The sequence below is a fragment of the Phaeobacter sp. LSS9 genome, assembly GCF_003443595.1.
In the GTDB taxonomy this organism is placed as follows: domain Bacteria; phylum Pseudomonadota; class Alphaproteobacteria; order Rhodobacterales; family Rhodobacteraceae; genus Phaeobacter; species Phaeobacter piscinae.
In genome coordinates this window covers 989,375-1,011,439 of record NZ_CP031956.1, presented here as the reverse complement: position 1 = coordinate 1,011,439, position 22,065 = coordinate 989,375, and the positions used below count along the sequence as shown (strand labels likewise).

23 protein-coding genes and 1 pseudogene are annotated in these 22,065 nt (G+C 63.6%); 20 read left to right on the top strand and 4 right to left on the bottom strand.

The genetic code is table 11. The features are described 5' to 3' along the window. Positions 1 to 217: 217 nt before the first annotated feature. The 20 genes and pseudogenes from D1820_RS04840 (at position 218) to D1820_RS04745 (ending at position 17,258) form a co-directional block, all read left to right on the top strand. Complete coding sequence (locus D1820_RS04840; protein ID WP_118070037.1) at positions 218 to 559, top strand: recombinase; 342 nt, start codon at positions 218 to 220, stop codon at positions 557 to 559. Further along, entirely contained in the window at positions 531 to 1,823 is a 1,293-nt protein-coding gene (locus tag D1820_RS04835; RefSeq protein ID WP_118068061.1) for a DNA-packaging protein, read from the top strand. The genes D1820_RS04840 and D1820_RS04835 overlap by 29 nt, the downstream gene beginning before the upstream one ends. Positions 1,824 to 2,027: 204 nt before the next feature. Then, entirely contained in the window at positions 2,028 to 3,221 is a 1,194-nt protein-coding gene (locus tag D1820_RS04830) for a phage portal protein (protein WP_118068060.1), read from the top strand. After that, complete coding sequence (locus tag D1820_RS04825; RefSeq protein ID WP_040169410.1) at positions 3,214 to 3,432, top strand: hypothetical protein; 219 nt, start codon at positions 3,214 to 3,216, stop codon at positions 3,430 to 3,432. The genes D1820_RS04830 and D1820_RS04825 overlap by 8 nt, the downstream gene beginning before the upstream one ends. A 35-nt stretch (positions 3,433 to 3,467) precedes the next feature. Continuing rightward, a complete protein-coding gene (locus tag D1820_RS04820; RefSeq protein ID WP_118070035.1) occupies positions 3,468 to 4,085 on the top strand; it encodes an HK97 family phage prohead protease in 618 nt (205 codons plus the stop codon). Positions 4,086 to 4,133: 48 nt separating this feature from the next. After that, positions 4,134 to 5,318, top strand: a complete 1,185-nt coding sequence (locus D1820_RS04815) for a phage major capsid protein (protein ID WP_118068059.1) — start codon at positions 4,134 to 4,136, stop codon at positions 5,316 to 5,318. Positions 5,319 to 5,503: 185 nt separating this feature from the next. After that, the gene (locus D1820_RS04810) at positions 5,504 to 6,151 is read left to right on the top strand and encodes a hypothetical protein (RefSeq protein WP_162894069.1); all 648 of its coding nucleotides are present in this window, start codon (positions 5,504 to 5,506) and stop codon (positions 6,149 to 6,151) included. After that, a complete protein-coding gene (locus D1820_RS04805) occupies positions 6,148 to 6,519 on the top strand; it encodes a head-tail adaptor protein (RefSeq protein ID WP_040169406.1) in 372 nt (123 codons plus the stop codon). Before D1820_RS04810 ends, D1820_RS04805 begins: the two co-directional genes overlap by 4 nt. Next, positions 6,516 to 6,929, top strand: coding sequence for a DUF3168 domain-containing protein (locus D1820_RS04800; RefSeq protein WP_118068057.1), 414 nt, complete (start codon positions 6,516 to 6,518; stop codon positions 6,927 to 6,929). The genes D1820_RS04805 and D1820_RS04800 overlap by 4 nt, the downstream gene beginning before the upstream one ends. A 106-nt stretch (positions 6,930 to 7,035) precedes the next feature. Further along, positions 7,036 to 7,449 (top strand): phage major tail protein, TP901-1 family, encoded by a 414-nt coding sequence (locus D1820_RS04795; RefSeq protein WP_014880167.1) that lies wholly within the window; start codon positions 7,036 to 7,038, stop codon positions 7,447 to 7,449. 14 nt (positions 7,450 to 7,463) lie between these two features. Beyond that, positions 7,464 to 7,817 (top strand): GTA-gp10 family protein, encoded by a 354-nt coding sequence (locus D1820_RS04790; protein ID WP_118068056.1) that lies wholly within the window; start codon positions 7,464 to 7,466, stop codon positions 7,815 to 7,817. Next, positions 7,814 to 8,071 carry a rcc01693 family protein gene (locus D1820_RS04785; protein WP_118068055.1) on the top strand — a complete coding sequence of 86 codons (258 nt, stop codon included), beginning with the start codon at positions 7,814 to 7,816 and terminating at the stop codon, positions 8,069 to 8,071. The genes D1820_RS04790 and D1820_RS04785 overlap by 4 nt, the downstream gene beginning before the upstream one ends. Further along, the gene (locus tag D1820_RS04780; RefSeq protein ID WP_118068054.1) at positions 8,064 to 8,720 is read left to right on the top strand and encodes a phage tail tape measure protein; all 657 of its coding nucleotides are present in this window, start codon (positions 8,064 to 8,066) and stop codon (positions 8,718 to 8,720) included. Before D1820_RS04785 ends, D1820_RS04780 begins: the two co-directional genes overlap by 8 nt. A gap of 15 nt (positions 8,721 to 8,735) precedes the next feature. After that, on the top strand, positions 8,736 to 9,368 hold the full coding sequence (locus D1820_RS04775) for a DUF2460 domain-containing protein (protein ID WP_118068053.1): 633 nt from the start codon (positions 8,736 to 8,738) through the stop codon (positions 9,366 to 9,368). After that, complete coding sequence (locus D1820_RS04770) at positions 9,368 to 10,318, top strand: DUF2163 domain-containing protein (RefSeq protein WP_118068052.1); 951 nt, start codon at positions 9,368 to 9,370, stop codon at positions 10,316 to 10,318. The genes D1820_RS04775 and D1820_RS04770 overlap by 1 nt, the downstream gene beginning before the upstream one ends. Continuing rightward, positions 10,315 to 10,785: an NlpC/P60 family protein gene (locus tag D1820_RS04765; protein WP_118068051.1), complete on the top strand. Its 471-nt coding sequence runs from the start codon at positions 10,315 to 10,317 to the stop codon at positions 10,783 to 10,785. Before D1820_RS04770 ends, D1820_RS04765 begins: the two co-directional genes overlap by 4 nt. After that, positions 10,785 to 14,740: pseudogene (locus D1820_RS04760) on the top strand (glycoside hydrolase/phage tail family protein). The gene D1820_RS04765 and the pseudogene D1820_RS04760 overlap by 1 nt, the downstream one beginning before the upstream one ends. Before the next feature lie 12 nt (positions 14,741 to 14,752). After that, entirely contained in the window at positions 14,753 to 15,073 is a 321-nt protein-coding gene (locus tag D1820_RS04755) for a hypothetical protein (protein WP_118068050.1), read from the top strand. Between the two features lie 267 nt (positions 15,074 to 15,340). After that, positions 15,341 to 16,156 (top strand): serine O-acetyltransferase, encoded by an 816-nt coding sequence (cysE, locus tag D1820_RS04750; protein WP_040169387.1) that lies wholly within the window; start codon positions 15,341 to 15,343, stop codon positions 16,154 to 16,156. Positions 16,157 to 16,370: 214 nt separating this feature from the next. Continuing rightward, on the top strand, positions 16,371 to 17,258 hold the full coding sequence (locus D1820_RS04745; protein ID WP_118068049.1) for a sulfotransferase domain-containing protein: 888 nt from the start codon (positions 16,371 to 16,373) through the stop codon (positions 17,256 to 17,258). A 182-nt stretch (positions 17,259 to 17,440) separates the two neighbouring features. Here D1820_RS04745 and D1820_RS04740 read toward each other — a convergent pair whose 3' ends face one another. From D1820_RS04740 to D1820_RS04725, 4 genes are all read right to left on the bottom strand, one after another. Then, positions 17,441 to 18,778, bottom strand: coding sequence for a pyruvate dehydrogenase complex dihydrolipoamide acetyltransferase (locus D1820_RS04740; protein WP_118068048.1), 1,338 nt, complete (start codon positions 18,776 to 18,778; stop codon positions 17,441 to 17,443). 12 nt (positions 18,779 to 18,790) lie between these two features. Continuing rightward, positions 18,791 to 20,176 (bottom strand): pyruvate dehydrogenase complex E1 component subunit beta, encoded by a 1,386-nt coding sequence (locus D1820_RS04735; RefSeq protein ID WP_118068047.1) that lies wholly within the window; start codon positions 20,174 to 20,176, stop codon positions 18,791 to 18,793. A 16-nt stretch (positions 20,177 to 20,192) separates the two neighbouring features. Next, positions 20,193 to 21,206, bottom strand: coding sequence for a pyruvate dehydrogenase (acetyl-transferring) E1 component subunit alpha (gene pdhA / locus D1820_RS04730; RefSeq protein WP_118068046.1), 1,014 nt, complete (start codon positions 21,204 to 21,206; stop codon positions 20,193 to 20,195). 302 nt (positions 21,207 to 21,508) lie between these two features. Beyond that, entirely contained in the window at positions 21,509 to 21,808 is a 300-nt protein-coding gene (locus D1820_RS04725; protein ID WP_118070033.1) for a septum formation initiator family protein, read from the bottom strand. Positions 21,809 to 22,065 lie beyond the last annotated feature (257 nt).

The window sequence follows — 22,065 nt, the reverse complement described above, 5'->3', positions numbered from 1 at the left end:
TCCATCGTAGGGAAATCAGGCATTTCCTTAATAAATTCGGCAGTTTGCGCCCGATACTTCAGGTGGTGAATTTTGACTTTTGCGCTGCTTTATGCCATGCTCTCGGGGCAGCTGGAAAACTGACTGATCTGCCATGCAGGAGCCTCATCTGGGGCTGCGCATCTGGCTGGATCCGTGGTTTTGCGGATGGAGGTTCCATCACTATGAGGCCCCAACCATGAGCAGTTATACACCGGAAAATCGGCTGGCAAAAACCGCCGATCTCCTGTCCTCACTCCACAGCTCCATCGAACGGCTCCGGCAGGAGGCAGAGCAGATGCTCGAACGTCTTGCCTGCGATGCAGAGGAGGGCAGCAGCACCCCGCGCATCGCCAAATTGGAAAGCCTGATCCGTGACAGCCAGAAAGTGGAGAAAACCCTTGTCGAACAAAGTGAACAGCATCAGGCCGCAGCCGGTCTCGACATCAAGGCCGCGCGCAGCGAAATCGAAAACCGCTTGGCTCGCCTGCGCGCCAGCCTCGACGCAGACGATGTTTCTGGACCGGCTCAGCGATCATGACCTCTGTGCGATGCCCTATCTCTTTGATCTCTGGGCGCTGCCACATCAGCTGCCGCCGGCGGGCGACTGGCGCAGCTGGATCATCCTTGGCGGGCGCGGCGCTGGCAAAACCCGGGCCGGTGCCGAATGGGTGCGTACGCTGGCCGAAGGGGCAACACCCCTGTCCGCTGGTCGCGCCCGCCGCATCGCGCTCCTTGGGGAGACCTATGATCAGGTGCGCGATGTCATGGTACAGGGCGACAGCGGCCTCCTTGCCTGCACGCCCCCCGATCGGCGCCCGACGTGGAAAGCCACCGAACGAAGGCTGATCTGGCCCAACGGGGCCACCGCACAGGCGTTTTCTGCCCATGACCCCGAGGCACTGCGCGGCCCGCAGTTCGATGCCGCCTGGGCGGATGAGCTGGCGAAATGGAAACGCGGGCAGGACAGTTGGGACATGCTGCAATTTGCCCTGCGCCTTGGCACCGATCCGCGCGTCTGTGTCACCACAACGCCGCGCAATGTGGGCGTGCTGCGCGACCTCCTCGCCAGCCCTTCCACGGTGCAGACCCATGCCGCAACGGAGGCCAACCGCGCCAATCTCGCCGCCTCCTTTCTGGCAGAGGTGCGCAATCGCTACGCCGGGTCCCGCCTTGGTCGGCAGGAGCTGGACGGCATCTTGTTGCAGGATGTCGAGGGCGCGCTTTGGTCCAATGCCGGGTTGGTTGCCGCGCAGATTGCAAAGGCCCCGGCACTGGACCGGGTGGTGGTGGCGGTGGACCCGGCGGTGAGCGCGGGCAAACACTCCGACGCCTGTGGCATCATGGTGGTGGGCGCAACCCTGCAGGGCCCGCCACAGGACTGGTGCGCCTATGTGCTGGCCGATTGCACGGTGCAGGGCGTCGGCCCGCTCACTTGGGCGCAGGCTGCCATTGATGCCCGCGACCGCTACGGCGCCGACCGGGTGGTGGCGGAGGTCAATCAGGGCGGCGCGCTGGTCGAAAGTCTGCTGCGCCAGATTGATCCGTTGGTGCCCTTCACCGCGCTGCACGCCAGCCGGGGCAAGGGCGGACGGGCCGAACCGGTCGCCGCACTTTACGAGCAGGGGCGTGTGCGCCACCTGCCGGCCTTGGGCGCGCTGGAGGATCAGCTCTGCCAGATGACCCCGCGCGGCTATCTGGGGCAGGGCTCTCCCGACCGGCTGGATGCGCTGGTCTGGGCGGTGCAGGAGCTGATCCTGACCCCGGCCAACAGCCACCGAATGCCCCGCGCCCGCATGTTGTGAGCTGATCACACCTCGGCCGACAGCCTCAGAAACGCCCGCAGTGATGCGGGCGTTTTTCGTTTTATTACAATCTTTTGGTGCGGGTGTTGCGTGCCCTGCGCGCGCCTCGCTCAAATCTTATTCAATTCCAGCCGTCATAAAGGATTGCAGCAAACAGGGGGCAGGATTTGCCCGGTCCCGCAAGTTCAAGCAAAGGAGTGGCCCATGGTCTTTGACCTCCTGCGGCGCAAGCAACAGCCCGTCGAAACCAAGACAAGCGCCGCCGCCCGTGTGGTGGCCTGGCATGGCAGCACCGGTGGCACAGGCTGGAGCCCGCGCGACAGCAGCTCACTGACCCGCAGCGGCTTTGCTGGCAATCCGGTGGGCTACCGCGCGGTCAAGATGATCATCGAGGCCGCCGCCGCGCTGCCGCTGGTGTTGCAGGATGGCACACAGCGCTACGACAGCCACCCGCTGCTGACGCTGCTGGCCCGACCCAATGCCGCCCAGGGCCGTGCCGAGCTGCTGGAGGCGCTGTTTGGTCACCTCCTGCTCTCCGGCAACGCTTATATCGAGGCGGTCTGCGACCCGGATGCGGGCGCCGCGCTCCCGGTTGAATTGCACGTGCTGCGCCCTGACCGGATGACTGTGGTGCCCGGCAGCGACGGCTGGCCCGTGGCCTATGATTACAGCGTGTCGGGGCGCAAACATCGTTTTGATGTGACCCTGGCCTGCGCGCCGATTTGCCATCTGCGCAGTTTCCATCCGCAGGATGACCACTACGGGTTGTCCCCGATGCAGGCTGCGGCCATGGCGGTGGATGTTCACACCTCCGCCTCGCGCTGGTCGAAGGCGCTTTTGGACAATGCGGCCCGCCCCTCGGGCGCGCTGGTCTGGACCGGCGGCGATGGTCAAGGGCTGATGGCGGAGGATCAGTTTCGCCGCCTAAGTGACGAAATAGAAATGAATTTTCAGGGCGCGCGCAACGCTGGTCGTCCGATGGTGCTGGAAGGCGGGCTGGATTGGAAACCGATGGGTTTCTCGCCGTCGGATATGGAGTTTCACCAGACCAAAGACGCCGCCGCCCGCGAAATTGCGCTCGCGCTTGGGGTGCCACCGATGCTGCTGGGACTGCCGGGCGATGCCACCTACGCCAATTACCAAGAGGCCAATCGCGCCTTTTATCGCCTGACCGTCCTGCCGCTGGTGACCCGCGTGGCGGCAAGCCTGTCGGACTGGCTGTCGCGCTATCAGGGCGCTGCGGTCACCCTGAAGCCCGACCTTGATCAGGTGTCTGCATTGGCCTCCGAACGCGAGGCGCAGTGGCGCCGTGTGGCCAGCGCCGATTTCCTGACCGTGGCAGAGAAACGCCACCTTCTGGGCCTGCCGCCACAAGAGGAAGGGGACCGCGATGACTGAGATCCCGATCCCGCCGTTTGAATGCTCTCCGGGGCTGCGGCTCTCCGCCCATGAACGCATCGCTGAAATCCAGCAGGAGGCGATGAACCGTCGGCTCGACCGGCTGGAGATGATGATGGAGCGGATGGAAAAACGGCTCTGGCTCACTGTCTACGGTGTTGCTGCGGTCATTCTGGCACAGGCGTTCCAGTCCTTTCTGGTGGTCCAGTAACTCACATGAATTCAATGAGATATAAGGGGAAGATGATGCGACATGATGAGCATCTGGAACATAAATTCGCGCGCTTCGGCGAGGATCTGACCGTCGGGGATGAGGCCGACGACATGGTCGTGATCAGCGGCTACGCCAGCTTGTTCGGCTGCGTCGATGGCGGCGGTGATCTGGTGCAACCCGGCGCCTATCAGGCGTCACTGGACCGTCTGTCCAAGGCCGGGATTGCCGTGAAAATGCTCTGGCAGCACGACCCGGCACAGCCGATCGGCGTCTGGGATGCGGTCCGCGAGGATGCCCGCGGCCTGCATGTCACGGGCCGTATCCTGACCCGCACCCAGAAGGGGGCGGAGGCGGCAGCGCTGATTGGTGCCGGCGCGCTGGATGGTCTCTCGATCGGCTATCGCACCCGCCGCGCCACCGCGCGCAAAGGCGGCGGGCGTTGCCTGGCGGAACTCGACCTCTGGGAGGTGTCGCTGGTGACCTTCCCGATGCTGCCCACCGCCCGCGTAACCGCCACCGCACAGCCCGTGACAGCTGCCAAATCGACATCGGCCGAGCCGGATCTGAGCGATCCCGGCGAGACACCGCAGATCTGGCGCGAGGTGATCGAGATGCTGCGCAGTGGCGCCAGCCTCGCACCCCTTGGCTGAACACAGCGCCGTTTCCCGTCTTCTCCAACCGACCCAAAGGACAGACAGATGAGCCACCCCCAATCCCACAACGACCCATCGGCCCACCCCGATGCAGCCCCGCAGGAGGTCAAACAGGCCGTTGCCGACTTCGTGCATAATTTCAATGGGTTCAAAGACGACATTGCCTTGAAACTGAAACAGACAGAAGAGCGTGTGACCATGCTGGATCGTAAATCCCACTTTGCCAATCGCCCCCCGCTTGCCGCCGCTGATGCGGGCGCGGCCCCCCATCAAAAGGCGCTGGATGCCTATCTTCGCTCCGGTGATGATGCCGCCCTGCGCGGTCTTGATCTGGATGCCAAGGCGATGAACACCACCGTCAACGGCGATGGCGGCTACCTGGTGGATCCACAGACCGCAGAGAGCGTGAAATCGGTGCTCTCCAGCACCGCTTCCCTCCGCGCAGTGGCGTCGGTGGTGACGGTGGAGGCAACCTCTTATGATGTGCTCATTGACCACGGCGATGTGGGGCATGGCTGGGCCAATGAGACCGGCACTGTGACCGAAACATCCACCCCGGTGATCGACCGGATCACCATCCCGCTGCATGAACTCAGCGCGCTGCCCAAGGCCTCGCAGCGGCTGCTGGATGACAGTGCCTTTGATATTGAGGGCTGGCTGGCAGGGCGCATCGCGGATAAATTCTCCCGTGCCGAGGCCGCCGCCTTCATCATGGGGGACGGCAATGACAAGCCAACCGGCATCCTCTACCACCCGGTGGTGGCCAACGACAGCTGGAGCTGGGGCAACCTTGGCTATGTGACCACCAGTGTTGAAGGCGATATCGGCGATGGCGATGCGATCATTGATCTGGTCTATGCGCTTGGCGCGCAGTACCGCGCCAACGCCAGCTTTCTGATGAATTCCAAAACCGCAGGCCTGCTGCGCAAGCTGAAGGACGCTGATGGCCGCTTCCTGTGGTCCGATGGTCTGGCCGCAGCAGAACCGGCGCGGCTGATGGGCTATCCCGTTGTCATCGCTGAGGATATGCCCGACGCCGATGTGAATGGCTATGCCGTGGCCTTTGGCGATTTTGCGGCTGGCTACACCATCGCCGAACGCCCGGACCTGCGGGTGCTGCGCGATCCCTTCAGCGCCAAACCGCATGTGCTGTTTTATGCCACCAAACGTGTGGGCGGCAATGTCAGCGATTTTGCGGCCATCAAACTGCTGAAATTCGGCCTGAGCTGACGCTTGGACCGATGGCGGGACCGGCTCTCCGGTTCCGTCTGTGGATGCGCGCCCCGGCGACTGTCGTCCAGCTGCTCCCCTTCCGTCCCACGGCAGCAGCCCGGCGCGCATTCGTGCCCCGATCCGATCCGCCAGACGCAGCCCCACCCGAGCAGCCCTGAAAGAACAGCCGTTGGAGTGAAATGATGATGTTGAGTGAAGTGACACCGGTGCCAGAGGCAGCCCTGCCGCAAGAGGCGTTCAAGGCGCATCTGCGTCTGGGCACCGGGTTTGTTGAGGCGGGTTTGCAGGAGGCGGTGTTGATCAGCTTCCTGCGTGCGGCCATCGCGGCGATTGAGGCGCGCACCGGCAAGGTGTTGCTGGCGCGGGATTTTCTGCTGACACTTTCGACCTGGCGCGACCCGCAGGTGCAGGCGTTGCCACTGGCGCCGGTGCAGATGATCCACTCGGTCACGCTGGTTGGCTCCAACGGGGGCGAGACGCTGCTGGAGGCCGGGCGCTACCGGCTGGAACCCGACAGCCAGCAGCCCCGGCTGCGCCCGGTGGGGGGACTGCTGCCGGTGATTGCCAGCGGCGGCGCGGTGCGGATTTCGATCCGCGCTGGCATGGCCAACAGCTGGGCGGCGCTGCCCGGTGATCTGGCGCAGGCGGTGCTGATGCTGGCGGCGCACTACTATGAATTCCGCGATGACACCCGGCTGCAGGGCGGGTGCATGCCCTTTGGAGTGACCAGCCTGATCGAACGCTATCGCGCCCTGCGGGTGAGCCTAGGCGTGGGGGCCGCTGGAGACCGTGGCTTTGGTCGCAACCTTGGACGTGGAGCAGACGCATGAGCCGCCGCACCACCGCGCGCCGCGCATCCGCCGCCACACCACGTCTCAACCGCTGTCTGGCGCTGGAAGATCCGCGCCGCACCTCGGATGGCGCGGGCGGGTTTCTTGAGGCATGGCAATTGCTTGGCCACCATTGGTGCGAGATGCGCGCGCTCACCGGGCGCAGCACCGACCAATCCGGCACCAGCCTGTCGCTGCAACGCTATCGCATCACCCTGCGTGCCCATCCACCCGGCAGCCCGGCGCGGCCCCGACCAGATCAGCGGCTGCGCGATGGCGCCCGGATTTTCCGCATTGATGCGGTGGCCGAAGGCGACCCCGATGGCCGCTTCCTGACCTGTTTTGCAACCGAGGAGACAAGCGCATGACCTATGCCCTGGCCCTGCCATTGCAGGAAGCACTGTTTCAGCATCTGAGCACCGACCCCGATCTGACCGCAGCGCTGAATGGTGCGGTTTATGACGCGCTGCCTGCCGGCACGCTGCCGCAGACCTATGTGACCATCGGCCCGGAGGAGGTGCGCGACCGTTCTGATCGCAGCGGCGCCGGCGCCCATCACCGGGTGGAGATCACCGTGCACACCGATACCGCCGGCTTTGCCGGGGCCAAGGCGATTGCCGCCCTGATTTGCGACAGCCTGACGGCAGTTGCGCCGGTGCTGGCCCTGTCTCGGGGGCGGCTGGTGGGGCTGTGGTTTGAGCGCGCAAATGCCAGCCGCACCACCTCCGGTGGCCGTCAGATCCGCCTGCGTTTTGCCGCGCGACTGGAGGATATCTGACCGCTCAAAACAAACGACAATACCGATAAATCAGATAATTGCGCAGTACAGCTGATGTTCTTTTGCGCCGTGCTGCCCGCCTTTTCAACCACAGGAGATCACCACAATGAGTGTCCAAAACGGCAAGGATCTATTGGTCAAGGTCGATATGACCGGCGACGGTCAGTTCGAAACCATCGCAGGGCTGCGCGCCACGCGTATCAGCTTCAACGCTGAAAGCGTCGATGTCACCAGTCTGGAAAGTCAGGGCGGTTGGCGTGAGCTGTTGTCCGGCGCCGGGGTGCGTTCGGCGAATATCTCCGGCTCTGGTATTTTTCGCGACGAAGGCACCGATGAGAGGGCGCGGCAGCTGTTCTTTGACGGGCTGACCCCGGCGTTTCAGGTGATCATCCCCGATTTTGGCATTGTCGAAGGCGCGTTTCAGGTGACCGCCTTGGAATATGCCGGCAGCCACAATGGCGAGGCGACGTATGAGCTGTCGCTGGCCAGCGCTGGGGCGCTGGTCTTCACGGCCATTTAAGGGAGGCGGTGCGGATGGATCCCCATGTGCAAACCGGCTCTGGTGCCAATCCCCACACAGGTGAGGTGGCGCTGGGGATCAACGGCCAGATGCTGCCGCTGAAACTGACCCTTGGCGCACTTGCCGCTTTGGAGTGCGAGTTGCGGACCGGGTCCCTGATTGACCTCGTGACCCGGTTTGAGGGCGGCTGCTTCTCCGCGGCCGATGTGCTGGCGCTGCTGGCGGCGGGGTTGCGCGGCGGCGGTCACGCCCTCAGCGCTGCCGAGTTGGCCGCTGGCGATATTGACGGCGGCCCGATGCAGGCGGCGCGGGTCGCCGCACAGCTCCTGGCGCGCAGTTTTGCGCTGCCGGGAGAGGTGACCCCATGACGCCCCAGCAGCGCGCCACAGATGGACAAGGCACCGGGCTTGATTGGCCGGCGCTGATACGGGCGGGGCTGGTTGGGCTGCGCCTCACGCCGGATCAGTTCTGGCGCCTCACCCCGGCAGAGCTGCGGTTGATGCTGGGACAGGACACGGGCGCGGTGCCACTGGGCCGGTCAGGTCTGGATCAACTGATGCAGGCCTTTCCCGACCCCGCAGCGCTGACACCCAAAGAAACAGGAGCAGTAAGCGATGACTGACACAGGACTGAATGCGCTGGACCAGCAGAGCGAGGCGCTGAGCGATAGCCTGGGCGATGCGGCAGGTATGGCGGCCACGTTCGACGCCGAGCTGCGCCGGGTGCGCGCCGCCTTCGCCGCCACCGGCAAGGATGCCGAAACACTGGAGCGCGGCATGTCCAAGGGGCTGCGCCGGGCCTTTGACGGTGTTGTCTTTGACGGCATGAAACTCTCCGATGCGCTGGATACCATGGCGCAGTCGATGATCCAGACCACCTATTCGGCGGCCATCAAACCCGTGACCAGCCATGTGGGCGGGCTGCTGTCGGAGGGGGTGGGCAAGCTGATGAGCGGTATCCTCCCCTTTGCCGATGGGGCGGCGTTTTCGCAAGGCCGGGTGATGCCCTTTGCCAAAGGCGGTGTTGTGACCGGGCCGGTGAGTTTTCCGATGCGGGGCGCAACCGGCCTGATGGGAGAGACCGGCCCGGAGGCAATCCTGCCGCTGACACGCGGCGCTGATGGGGCGCTGGGGGTGCGCAGCCAGGGCGGCGGGGGCCCTTCGGTGGTGATGAATATCCAGACCCCTGATGTGCAGGGATTTCAACGCAGCCAGGGCCAGATCGCGGCCCAGCTGAGCCGCACCCTGACGCGTGGCAACCGCAACCGCTGAGCCGGAGGACAGCAGATGAATTTTCACGAGGTCAGATTTCCCGCATCGCTCAGCTTTGGGTCCATTGGTGGGCCGGAGCGGCGCACCGATGTGGTGACGCTCGCCAATGGGCATGAGGAACGCAACACCCCCTGGGCGCATTCGCGCCGCCGCTATGACGCGGGGCTGGGCCTTCGGGGGTTGGAAGATATCGAGGCGCTGATCGCCTTTTTCGAGGCGCGGCAGGGCCAGATGTATGGCTTCCGCTGGAAGGATTGGTCCGATTTCAAATCCGCCCGTGCCACGCAGGAGGTGGCCTTTGACGATCAGGTGATTGGCATGGGCGACGGGGAACAGCGGGTGTTTCAGCTGACCAAGACCTATCGCTCCGGCAGCTATGCTTATCAGCGACCGATTGCGAAACCGGTGGTGGGCAGCGTGCGCATCGGGATTGAGCAGGACGCCCTGCAGGAGACGGTGGATTACACGCTCGACAGCAGCCTTGGTACCATCACGCTGGTACATCCGCCGGAGGCCGGTCTGGCAGTAAAGGCAGGGTTTGAATTTGATGTGCCGGTGCGCTTTGACACCGACCGCATTCAGACCAGCGTGGCGTCTTTTCAGGCGGGCGACGTGCCCAATGTGCCAGTGGTGGAGGTGCGGGTCTGATGGCGGGGGTGAGCGAGGCATTTCAAACTCATGTAGCAGGCGGCCTGACCACATTGTGTCGCTGTTGGCTGGTCACCCGCAATGATGGCGCCCGGTTCGGCTTTACTGACCATGACCGCGATCTGCGGTTCGAGAGTGCCGCCGAGGGTGAGGCCGGTCTCCTGTTTCGCGCAGGCACTGGCCTGACCGCGCGCAGCCTGCAACAGGCCACCGGGCTGGCGGTGGACAATACCGAGGCGCTTGGCGCGCTGAGCGATGCCGCCATCCGCGAAGAAGAGATTGAGGCCGGGCGGTTTGATGGTGCTGAGGTGCGCTGTTGGCTGGTCAATTGGGCCGATGTATCGGTCCGCTGGTTGCAGTTTCGCGGCAGTTTCGGCCAGATCCGCCGCGCTGGCGGCGCCTTTGAGGCGGAGCTGCGCGGCCTGACCGAGGCGCTCAACCAGCCGATGGGGCGGATCTATCAGAAACCTTGCACGGCGGTGCTGGGTGATCGGGCCTGCCGCTTTGATATGACCACACCGGGCTATACGCTGGACCGGGCCGCAGAAGAGATCCGCGAGGGGCAATATTTCAGCTTTGCCGCGTTGCCGGGGTTTGAGCCGAACTGGTTCACGTCTGGCCGCCTCACGGTGATGAGTGGGGCCGCCAAGGGGCTGTGGGGCTGGATCAAACAGGACCGCCAGCAGGCCGGGCGGCTGGGACAGGATGCAAGCGCGCCGGATCCAAGTGTTGAACACCGCCAGCTGACCCTGTGGGAGCCGTTGCGCGCGACGGTTCAGCCCGGCGATCTGCTGCATCTGGCCGCGGGTTGTGACAAGCGGCTGAAGACCTGCCGGTTGAAGTTCAACAATGGCGTCAACTTTCAGGGCTTCCCTGATATTCCCGGAGAAGATTGGGTGATGAGCGTGCCGCGCCAGAGCGGCACCAACACCGGCGGCAGCCGCAGATGAGTGGCGCGACGGGGGTATCCCGCACCGCATTGGTCGCGGCAGCACGGGGCTGGCTGGGCACGCCCTATGTGCATCAGGCGGCCACGCGCGGTGCCGGTTGTGATTGCCTTGGCCTGATCCGGGGGCTCTGGCGCGAGGTCTACGGCCAGGAGCCGGAGGCGGTGCCCGGCTACACGATGGACTGGTCCGAACCGCAAGGTGAGGAGGCGCTGTGGCAGGCCGCGCTGCGCCATCTCATGCCCAAACCCCTCACCGAGGCGCGCGCTGGCGATGTGATCCTGTTCCGGATGCGGCGCGGCGCGGTGGCAAAACATATTGCGCTGCAAACTGAAACCGGCGCCATGCCGCGATTTATCCATGCCTATAGCGGCCACGGGGTGGTTGAAAACACCCTGAGCCACCCGTGGCACCGGCGGATCGTGGCGCGGTTTTCCTTTCCTGATGTTGATGCTGATGAGGTGACGTGATGGCGACCATTCTTCTTTCTGCGGCGGGGGCGGCACTTGGCGGCTCGGTTGGGGGGGCTGTGGCGGGCCTGTCGTCAGTTGCGATTGGCCGCGCGCTTGGCGCTACGGTTGGACGCGCGATTGACAGCCGCCTGCTGGGCGCGGGCAGTGAGCCGGTGGAGACCGGCCGGGTGGAACGGTTTCGCCTGACCCATGCCAGTGACGGCCAGCCGATTGCGCAGGTTTATGGCCGGATGCGGGTGGGCGGACAGGTGATCTGGGCGTCTGAGTTCCGCGAAACCTCCACCACCAGTGGCGGCGGAGGCAAGGGCGGCGGTGCGCGCCAGCCCAAGGTCACCAGCTACAGCTATGATGTCTCGCTGGCGGTGGCGGTCTGCGCCGGGGAGGTGGCCTCCATCGGGCGGGTCTGGGCCGATGGGGAGGAGGTGGCGCCCAAGGATCTCAATATGACCGTCTATCGCGGCACCATGGACCAACTGCCCGACCCGGTGATGGAGGCGGTGGAGGGCGCAGGCGCGGTGCCCGCCTATCGCGGCACCGCCTATGTGGTGATGGAAGGTCTCGCACTGGAGCGCTTTGGCAACCGGGTGCCGCAATTCTCGTTTGAGGTGCTGCGTGCCGAGCAACCCAGCTCAAACAGCTATGATCTGGATCTGCCGCAGCTGGTGCAAGGCGTGGCGCTGATGCCGGGGACCGGGGAGTATGCGCTGGCCACGACGCCGGTGCATTATGATCATGGGCCGGGACAGGCCAAACCGGCCAATTCACACAGCCCTTCGGGAGAGACGGATCTGGTGACCTCGCTCACCACATTGGGAGAGGAGCTGCCCGCCTGCGGCGCGGCCTCGCTGATCGTGTCGTGGTTTGGCAATGATCTGCGCTGCGGGGACTGTACCATCAAACCCAAGGTGGAGCGTCAGCATATCGAGGGGGCGAATATGCCCTGGTCCGTCGGGGGTCTGACCCGCACGGAGGCAGAGCTGATCGCGCGGCAGGAGGATCGGCCGATCTATGGCGGCACCCCGACCGACGCCTCGGTGATTGAGGCCATTCGCGCACTGCAAGAACAGGGCAAGCGGGTGATGTTCTACCCGTTTATTCTGATGGATCAGATGGCGGGCAATGATCTGCCCGATCCCTGGAGCGGCGAAGTAGGGCAAGCGCATCTGCCGTGGCGCGGGCGGATCACCCTGTCGCGGGCACCGGGACAGCCGGGCAGCCCGGATGAGACAGCAGCGGCGCGTATGGAGGTGCAGCAGTTCTTTGGCACAGTGACGGCGGCGGATTTCACCGTGGCTGACGGGAGCGTCAGCTACAGTGGCCCGGTAGAGGACTGGGGGCTGCGGCGGTTTATCCTGCACAATGCCGCGCTTTGTGCAGCGGCGGGCGGGGTTGAGGCGTTTTGCATCAGCTCTGAGATGCGCGGGCTGACCCAGATCCGCGACGAGGCGGGCTTTCCCGCTGTGGCAGAACTGCGGGCGCTGACGCAGGAGGTGCGCCAGATCCTCGGGCCGGACACCAAGATCGGCTATGCCGCCGACTGGTCTGAATACTGGGGCTACCAGAGCCCGGAGGGGGATCGCTATTTCCACCTTGATCCGCTGTGGGCGGATGAGGAGATCGACTTCATCGGCATCGACAACTACATGCCGCTGTCCGACTGGCGCGAGGGGGAGGACCATCTGGACGCCAAGGCAGGCACGCCCAATATCTATGACCTCAGCTATCTGCGCGCCAATATCGAGGGCGGTGAGGGCTATGACTGGTATTACCACTCGCCCGAGGCGGAGGCGGCCCAGATCCGCACCCCGATCACCGATGGGGCTTATGAGGAGCCGTGGATCTGGCGCTACAAGGATCTGCGCAGCTGGTGGTCGAAGCCGCATCATGACCGGATCAACGGCGAACGGGCCGCATTGCCCACCGCATGGGAGCCTGAGAGCAAGCCGATCTGGTTCACTGAACTGGGCTGTGCGGCCATCGACAAGGGAACCAATCAGCCGAACAAGTTTCTGGATCCCAAAAGCTCGGAATCAAAACTGCCGAAGTTCTCCGACGGGCAGCGTGATGACATGATGCAGCTGGCCTATCTGCGTGCCCTTCTGGGCTATTGGGGGGAGGCGGGGAATAACCCGGTCTCAGAGGTCTATGGCGGCCCGATGCTGGATATGTCCAACGCCTATGTCTGGGCCTGGGATGCGCGCCCCTTTCCGACCTTTCCCAATGCGGTGGAGGTCTGGAGCGACGGTGAGAACTACCTGCGGGGCCATTGGCTCAACGGACGGGTGGGGCAACGCACGCTGGCTTCGGTGCTGGAGGAGATCTGTGCCGCCTCTGGGGTTGCGGCAATAGATGTGAGCGACCTGCCCGCACTGGTGCGGGGCTATGCGATTAGCGACGTCGGGGAGGCCCGCGCCGCTCTGCAACCGCTGCTGCTGCGCCACGGGGTGGATGCGATAGAACGCGACGGGGTGCTGCGATTCCGCCTGCGCAACGGGCGACCGGATGCCACGCTGGATCTGGCGCAACTGGTTGAGGGGCAGGAGTTGGACGGGGTCATCGAACAGACCCGCGCGCCAGAGGCAGAGCTGGCTGGCCGTATGCGCCTGCGCTTTGTCGAATGGGGCGGGCGCCATGATCTGCGCGGCGAGGAGGCGATCCTGCCCGATGAGGCCACCCATGCGGTCAGCGACAATGAGTTGCCGATGGCGCTGACCCGCGCCGAAGGGCGGCAGGTGGTGGACCGCTGGCTGAGCGAGGCGCGCATGGCCCGCGATACCCTGCGGCTGGAACTGCCACCCTCCGCCATGGCGCTGGGCGCGGGGGATGTGATCCGCCTGCCGCTTGCGGGGGCGGTTGCCAAACCGGGTTCCGACAGCGGCGCGCAGGCGCGTTACCGGATTGACCGGGTCGAACAGGGCGCGGCGCAGCTGATCGAGGCGGTGCGGATCGAGCCGGAGAATTACCACCCCGCGCCGGTGCCGGAGGAATTGCCCGGTGTCACCGCCTTTGTAGCGCCAGTGCCGGTGCTGCCGCTGTTCATGGATCTGCCGCTGATCCGCGGCGATGAGGTGCCCCATGCGCCGCATCTGGCGGTCACGGCGGATCCCTGGCCGGGGAGTGTTGCCCTATATGGCGCACAGAGCGATGCGGATTACCTGCTGGAGGAGGTATTGGCCGCGGCCTCTACCATTGCCATCACCAATACCGCGCTGCCTGCGGGCGCGCTGGGCCGTTGGGAGCGGGGGGGGATCTGGAGGTCGATATGATCTCCGGCCAGTTCCAGAGCCGTGACCCATTGGCGGTGCTGAATGGCGCCAATCTGGTGGCAATCGGTGATGGCACCCCCGGCAATTGGGAGCTGATACAGTTTGCAACGGTCGAGCTGATTGCACCTGGGCGCTACCTGCTGCGCGACCGGCTGCGCGGTCAGCAGGGCAGCGATGCGCGGATGCGGGTGCAATGGCCCCAAGGGTCCTATGTGGTGGCGCTGGATGGCACACCACAGCAGATTGCGCTGGCCGCCAACCAACGGGGGCTGAACCGCCATTACCGCATTGGCACCGCCCGGCGGCCCTATGATGATCCGAGCTATCTGCATCTGGAGGCGGCTTTCGCGGGGGAAGGGCTGCGTCCCTATGCGCCGGTGCATCTGCGCCAGCAAGGCGCGCTGGGTTCTGGTGCGGTCGGGCTGAACTGGATCCGCCGCAGCCGCATTGATGGTGATCGCTGGGATCTGGCGGAGATCCCGCTTGGCGAGGATCTGGAGCGCTACCGCCTGCGCATCCTGCGCGGAAGTGAGGTGCTGCGCGAGGAGCTGCTGGACAGTCCGGCCTGGAGTTATCCGCCAGCGGCGCAGGTGGCGGATGCGGTTTCACCCGGCGACCGGGTTGAGGTGGCGCAGATCTCGGCCCGGTATGGCGCCGGGGCGGCCACTGCCCTGCGGCTGGTCTGAGGAGGGACGGCAATGCGGCGGCCCATCCTGCCCGGCGACATCACCAGCACCGCCCGCGCCCTGCTGGCGGTGGCCCCGGCGCAGCGGCTTGCGCTGTGCGAGCGGATCTTTGCCGGGGCCGGGCAGGCGCTGCGCCATACGCGCCGCACACGGCGGCTCTGCCCGGATTGGGGTGATGGCTCCCTCAGCGCGGCGGCGCGAAAATTCACGCTGGCGGATGAGCCGTTTTATGACGTGGCCCCCTATCTGGCCTGCACGCGGCTGGTGCTGGCCCGGCTGGCGCGGCATCTGCGCGACCATGGCTCGGGGGAAGGTCACGGAGCTGACCCTTAAGGCCGATCTGCTGCGGCTGCCGACGCTGTTTTGAGGCGCGCTGTGCCGTGTCTCCCTTCCGGCGATCACAGATCCGCACAGCCGCTGTGCGTGCGCTGCTGCGCGTCGTAATTCGACCCTCGGCGCAATAAAAACAACGGGCTGGCGCGGCATATAAATCTGGCGTAGCGGAAAGATCAGCAGATCCGATGGCTGTCATCACGGATTTGCGGTTGGCCTTTCGGCGGATAAATCGCTACTCTGAGCGGCAGCACAGGAGGCAGAGCCATGCTTGAGACGCGCCACGCCGTCAGTTCCGTTGATCCGGTCTGGGATCAGATCACCACCGAGGCGCAGGACGCCGTGAGCCGCCAGCCGCTGATGGGCGGGCTGATTCACGCCTGCATCCTGCATCACACCTCACTTGAAAAGGCGCTGTCCTATCGCATCGCGGCCAAGCTTTGCTCCAATGAGATGTCGATGGTGATCCTGCGCGAGATTGTCGACAAGGCCTATGGCGAAAACCCCGATCTGATCGCCGCCGGGCGCGCCGATCTGATGGCGGTCTATGAACGTGATCCCGCCTGCCACCGGCTGTTGCAGCCGATCCTCTACTTCAAGGGCTATCAGGCGGTGCAATGTTACCGTGTGGCCAATTGGCTGTGGCAGCAGGGCGACTATGACCTGTCCTATTTCTTCCAGATGCGGATCTCCGAGATCTTTGGCGTCGATATCCACCCGGCGGCGCGGATTGGCCGGGGCATCATGATCGACCACGCCCATTCCATCGTCATTGGCGAAACCGCTGTGGTGGGCGACAATGTGTCGATGCTGCATTCGGTGACCCTGGGCGGCACCGGCAAGGAAGAGGAAGACCGCCATCCCAAGATTGGCAATGGCGTACTGATTGGGGCTGGCGCCAAAGTGCTCGGCAATATCAAGGTCGGCCATTGCAGCCGCATCGCCGCAGGCTCCGTGGTGCTGCAGGAGGTGCCACCGTGCAAGACCGTGGCGGGCGTGCCGGCCAAGATCGTCGGCGAGGCAGGCTGTGATCAGCCCTCGGTCAGCATGAATCAGGTGCTGGCGGGCGGCAAGCCGCAGTAAGGCGGCGCTGCGGAGGAACATCGCGGGTGTTGCGATTACCGCCACGGATATACCTGTGAGTATTTTTGGAAAGATGACGATGAAGAGGGGGCGGCGTTGGCTGGCCCCTTTTTTCGTGGGGTGGAGGAGGTTCGGTCCAGGTCATGAACATTATGTCGCTTCAGTGTAGTATATAATATATACACGCCCTGATTGCATTGATAGCCATGGCGACATGTTAAACGAACCCGAACTGCCAAAGCGCCGGTACGACGGCAAGATTGCGGATCCTGAGCGGTGGTTGGCCTTCACCCCGCGCGCGGGGGATATTGTTGTGTCGACGCCGCCAAAGTCAGGCACGACCTGGACGCAGGCCATTCTTGCCTTGTTGATCTCCGGCGACCCGGAGGTGGATGCCGCGATCTCGCGCAAGGCACCGTGGATTGATGTCACCTCGCCCGAGCAGGATGGAATTATCGCTGAACTGAACGCGCAAACCGGGCGGCGGCAGGTCAAAACCCATACCCCGCTAGATGGGATCCCGTTTTGGTCGGACCTGCGCTATATCACGGTTTTCAGGCATCCTATTGATGTGCATTTTTCCTTTCGCCGCCATGTCGAGAACATGACGGAGGAGGTGCTTCAGGAGGTCTTCCCACGCGACGTTCAGGCGGGGTTTCATCTTTTTCTGGAGGGAGATCATCGCGATGGGGCCAGTCTGATATCCATTGTCGATCACTACCGCAGTGTGTTGGCATTGGAAAATCGGGACAATGTGCTCTGCCTGCACTACGCAGATATGACCCGTGATCTGAGGTCAGCCGTCGCCCGGATTGCAGAGCATATTGGCCTGACCCATCCGGCTGCCGTGATGGAGACGCTGGTGGAAGCGGCGCGATTTTCCAATATGAAGCGCAACGCAGAGAGATTTGCCGTCTTGGCGCGGCAAGGGTTCTGGCGGAACGATTCTGATTTCTTTGATAGTGCGACATCGGGGAAATGGGTTGGTCGGCTTTCGGATGCGGATCTTGCGGCCTATGAGGCGCGTATGGCGGAGTTGCTCAGCCCTGAGGAACGGCACTGGTTGGAATATGGCAGCGCCGGATTGTTGAAGTCCGGTTAACCGGGGCTGTGCAGGCCTTCGGTGTCCTGATCTGGGATGCTGAATCGTTGAGGATCAGCTGTAGCTTTTGTGTTTCAACTTCGAGGGCGGATCCCGAGCGGTCAAAAGTCTCGCTCCACATAAAAAAGGACCGGAGCGCTGCCCCGGTCCTTTCCTTTTCTCGTCCGTTGAGGTGCGGTGGCTCAGGCCAGCATCATCATCGGGTTTTCCAGGTTGTCCTTGATCGCGTTCAAGAGTTCGGCGCCAAGGGCGCCGTCGATGACGCGGTGGTCGACGGACATGGTCACGGACATCACGGTGGCCACGGCCAGTTCGCCGTCTGCACCGACAACCGGTTTCTTGACCCCTGCGCCCACGGCGAGGATGCCTGCGTGCGGCGGGTTCACGATGGCGTCGAAATTGTCGATGCCGAACATGCCGAGGTTGGAGATCGCAAAGCTGCCACCCTGATATTCATGCGGCGCAAGTTTGCGGTCGCGGGCGCGTTTGGCGAGGTCTTTCATCTCGGTCGAGAGGGTCGAGAGCGATTTGGTGTCGCTGTCCTGCAAGACCGGGGTGAACAAGCCGCCCTCAATCGCGACTGCAACGGCCACGTCGGAGGATTGCATTTTCAGCACGCGGTCCCCGGCCCAGACAGCATTGGCGTCCGGCACGGCTTGCAGCGCCAGGGCACAGGCCTTGATGATGAAATCATTGACCGAGAGTTTGACGCCGCGGGCCTCCAGCTGCTTGTTCAGCTCACCGCGGAACTTCAGCAGCGCATCCAGCTGGATATCGCGACGCAGGTAGAAATGCGGCACGGTCTGCTTGGCCTCGGTGAGGCGTGCAGCGATGGTTTTGCGCATGCCGTCGAGTTTGACTTCCTCATAGGTGCGGCCTTCGTACATGCGGGCGACCTTATCGGCGGAGGGGCCTGTGGGGGCTGCGGCGGTGGCGGCCGGGGCGCTGGCGCTCTCGGCCTTGGCTTGCGGTGCTGAGGCCGCAGCGGCTTGGGGTTTGGCGTTCTCGACGTCGGCCTTCACGATGCGGCCACGGGGGCCGGAGCCTGTGAGGGCTGCGAGGTCCAGACCCTTGTCCGCCGCAATCCGGCGCGCCAGAGGTGACGCAAAGATGCGGTTGCCATCGGCGCCCTGTGGGGCTGCGGGCGCGGGTGTTGCGGCCGCGGCCTCTGCCGGGGCCGATGCGGGAGCAGCTTCCTCGGAGGCGGCGGGTGCGGGCGCCTCGTCTGCTGCGGCAGCGGGGGCATCCGGTGTGGCGCCGATATCATCGGCGCTTTCGCCATCTTCCAGCAGCACGGCGATGGGGCTGTTGACCTTCACGCCATCAGAGCCTTCAGGGATCAGGATCTTGCCGATGGTGCCTTCGTCGACGGCCTCAAACTCCATCGTCGCCTTGTCGGTTTCGATTTCCGCCAGCAAGTCGCCGGAGGCGACAGTGTCGCCTTCCTTCACGAGCCATTTGGCGAGCGTGCCTTCCTCCATTGTGGGAGAGAGGGCGGGCATCAGGATTTCTGTGGGCATCGCTGTCTCTCCTTACCGGTAGGTCACTTGCTTCACCGCTTCGATCACCTCATCGGTGGTGACCAGCGCGTGTTTTTCGAGATTGGCGGCATAGGGCATGGGCACGTCCTTGCCGGTGCAGGTGATGACGGGGGCGTCTAGGTAGTCAAACGCCTCCTGCATCACCACAGAGGAGATGTAGCTGCCAACAGAGCCCTGCGGCCAGCCTTCCTCAACTGTAACCAGGCGGTTGGTCTTCATCACCGATTTGATGATGGAGCCGGTGTCCATGGGGCGCAGGGTGCGCAGGTCGATGACCTCGGCGCTGATGCCATCCTCGGCCAGTTTCTCCGCCGCTTCCAGCGCATAGGTCATGCCGATGCCAAAGGAGACGATGGTGACGTCAGTGCCTTCCCGCCAGATCCGGGCCTTGCCAAAGGGAACGGTGTAATCATCCAGCTTCGGCACTTCAAAGGATTTGCCGTAGAGGATCTCATTCTCGAGGAAGATCACCGGGTTGTTGTCGCGGATTGCGGTTTTCATCAGACCTTTGGCGTCGGAGGCGGAGTAGGGCATCGCCACCTTCAGGCCGGGGATCTGCATGTACCAGGCGGCATAATCCTGGCTGTGCTGTGCGCCCACGCGGGCGGCGGCACCGTTGGGACCACGGAACACCATCGGTGCGCCCATCTGACCGCCGGACATATAGAGCGTCTTGGCGGCAGAGTTGATGATGTGGTCAATCGCCTGCATGGCGAAGTTGAAGGTCATGAATTCCACAATCGGGCGCAGACCGCCAAAGGCCGCGCCGGTGGCGATGCCGGCAAAACCATGTTCGGTGATCGGGGTGTCGATCACCCGCTTGGCGCCGAATTCGTCCAACAGGCCCTGAGAGATCTTATAGGCGCCCTGATATTCGGCGACTTCCTCGCCCATCAGGAAGACATCATCGTCGCGGCGCATTTCCTCGGCCATGGCGTCGCGCAGGGCTTCGCGGACCGTGGTCTGCACCACTTCGGTGCCCTCGGGCCAGTCGGGGGTGGTGTCCACCTCCGGTGCGGCGGGGGCTGCGGCAGCAGCGGTGGTGGTTGCGGGCGCCGCAGGTGCCTCTGCCGCCGACGCTTCGCTTGCGGAGGGCGCGGATGCTGCGGGGGCCGCATCGGGGTCGTAGCTTTCGCCATCCTCCAGCAGCACCGCGATGGGGCTGTTGACCTTCACGTTTTCGGTGCCCTCGGCGATCAGGATCTTGCCGACGGTGCCTTCGTCGACGGCCTCAAACTCCATCGTGGCCTTGTCGGTTTCGATTTCGGCCAGGATATCGCCGGAATTTACGGTATCGCCTTCCTTCACGAGCCATTTGGCCAGGGTGCCTTCCTCCATGGTCGGCGACAGGGCGGGCATCAGGATTTCAGTTGCCATATCGTGTTACGTCCCCTCAGGCGGTTTCTTGCGGCAGCTCGTCCGCATAAATATCGGTCCAGAGTTCTTCGAGCGCCGGTTCCGGGCTCTCCTTGGAGAAATCTGCGGATTTGTTGACGATGTCCTTGATCTCTTTGTCGATCGCCTTCAGGTCATCCTCGGTCGCGTGTTTGCCGGTGAGCAGCATATCGCGGACCTGTTCGATGGGATCACGTTCCTCGCGCATTTTCTGCACCTCTTCGCGGGTGCGGTATTTGGCGGGGTCGGACATGGAGTGACCACGGTAGCGGTAGGTCTTGACCTCAAGGATATAGGGGCCTTTGCCCGCGCGGCAGTGGGCAACGGCGCGTTCGCCGGCCTCTTTCACTGCCAGCACATCCATGCCGTCCACTTCCTCGCCCTTGATGCCGTAGGCTTCGCCGCGTTTCCACAGGGCGGGGGATTTGGTTGACCGCTGCACCGAGGTGCCCATGGCGTATTGGTTGTTTTCAATCACGAAAACCACCGGCAGATCCCAGAGCTGGGCCATGTTGTAGGTCTCGTAGACCTGACCCTGGTTGGCCGCGCCATCGCCGAAATAGGCGAAGGTCACCCGGTCGATGCCTTTGTATTTATCGGAGAAGGCAAGGCCCGCCCCCAGCGGCACCTGCGCGCCGACGATGCCGTGGCCGCCGTAGAAATGCTTCTCCTTGGAGAACATATGCATGGAGCCGCCCTTACCTTTGGAATAGCCGCCTTCGCGACCGGTAAGTTCCGCCATCACGCCGTTGGGATCCATGCCGCAGGCCAACATATGGCCGTGGTCACGGTAGGAGGTGACGCGTTTGTCGCCGTCATCTGCAGCGGCCTCAAGGCCGACAACAACCGCTTCCTGACCGATATAGAGGTGGCAGAAGCCGCCAATCAGACCCATGCCATAGAGCTGGCCGGCCTTTTCCTCGAATCGCCGGATCAGCAACATCTCGCGGTAGTATTCGAGCAGCTCATCAGCAGAAACGTTTGGTTTCTTGACACTTTTTCTCGCAGCCATGGTGGCGGGCTCCCCCTTAAGGCTAGATAGTTTAATGCTAAACTAGTTCATAATGGATTTTGTCACGTCATGCGAGTGTTATTATGACGTGCCGTCACCAAGGGGTAAAGGCGATGGCGGATAGAGGCGGTGACGTTGGGAGAGGTGGCGGGAGAGGTGGCGTATTTATGAGGGGATTGCGCTGGGGGTGCTGTGGCATGGGGCCGGGCAGCAGCTAGCGGCGCCTCATCACAGCAAAACGCCCGCAAGCGGGGGCTGCGGGCGGTGACATATATTTGGTTGTGGTCTGCTGAATGCTTGGCTTAGCGGATGACAATCTCATCGGCGCGCAGCAGGCCGAGGACCGAGCGGGCCTGCTCGTCCAGCAGATCCAGATCGAGGTAGTCATCCGACAGCCGGTGAGTGAGATTTTCAATCTGCGCGGTTTCGCGTTTCAGCTGGTCGAGATCCTGACGCAGCGCTTCGGCCTCGGCCTGGATCTCGACCCGCCTGAACAACCCGAAGTCCCCCTGCACAGCGGCAAAGGTGAAATACGCGCTGAGCGCGAATGCAATCGTGGAGAAAACGAATGCGCCCAGAGAGGGCCGGTTGCTTCGGGTCACGGTGGATAGCCTGTATGATCTGCTGCTCAAGTCTTGCGCCGGTTTGCCCAGCGTCTGCAACAATACTGCCACAGGCAACATGGTTTGTGAAAGATGAAAATTGTTAATTTTGAACATTTTCCGATGGAAAATACATCTTGCGCCAGCTGTTGACCGCAGAAGGTTAACGGCTGGTTAACGTGATTGGCGGATCGGTAAAATCTTAACGGTTTGGCAATATTTCACGGGAGAGTGGGGGACCCGGCGTGCAACCGGGC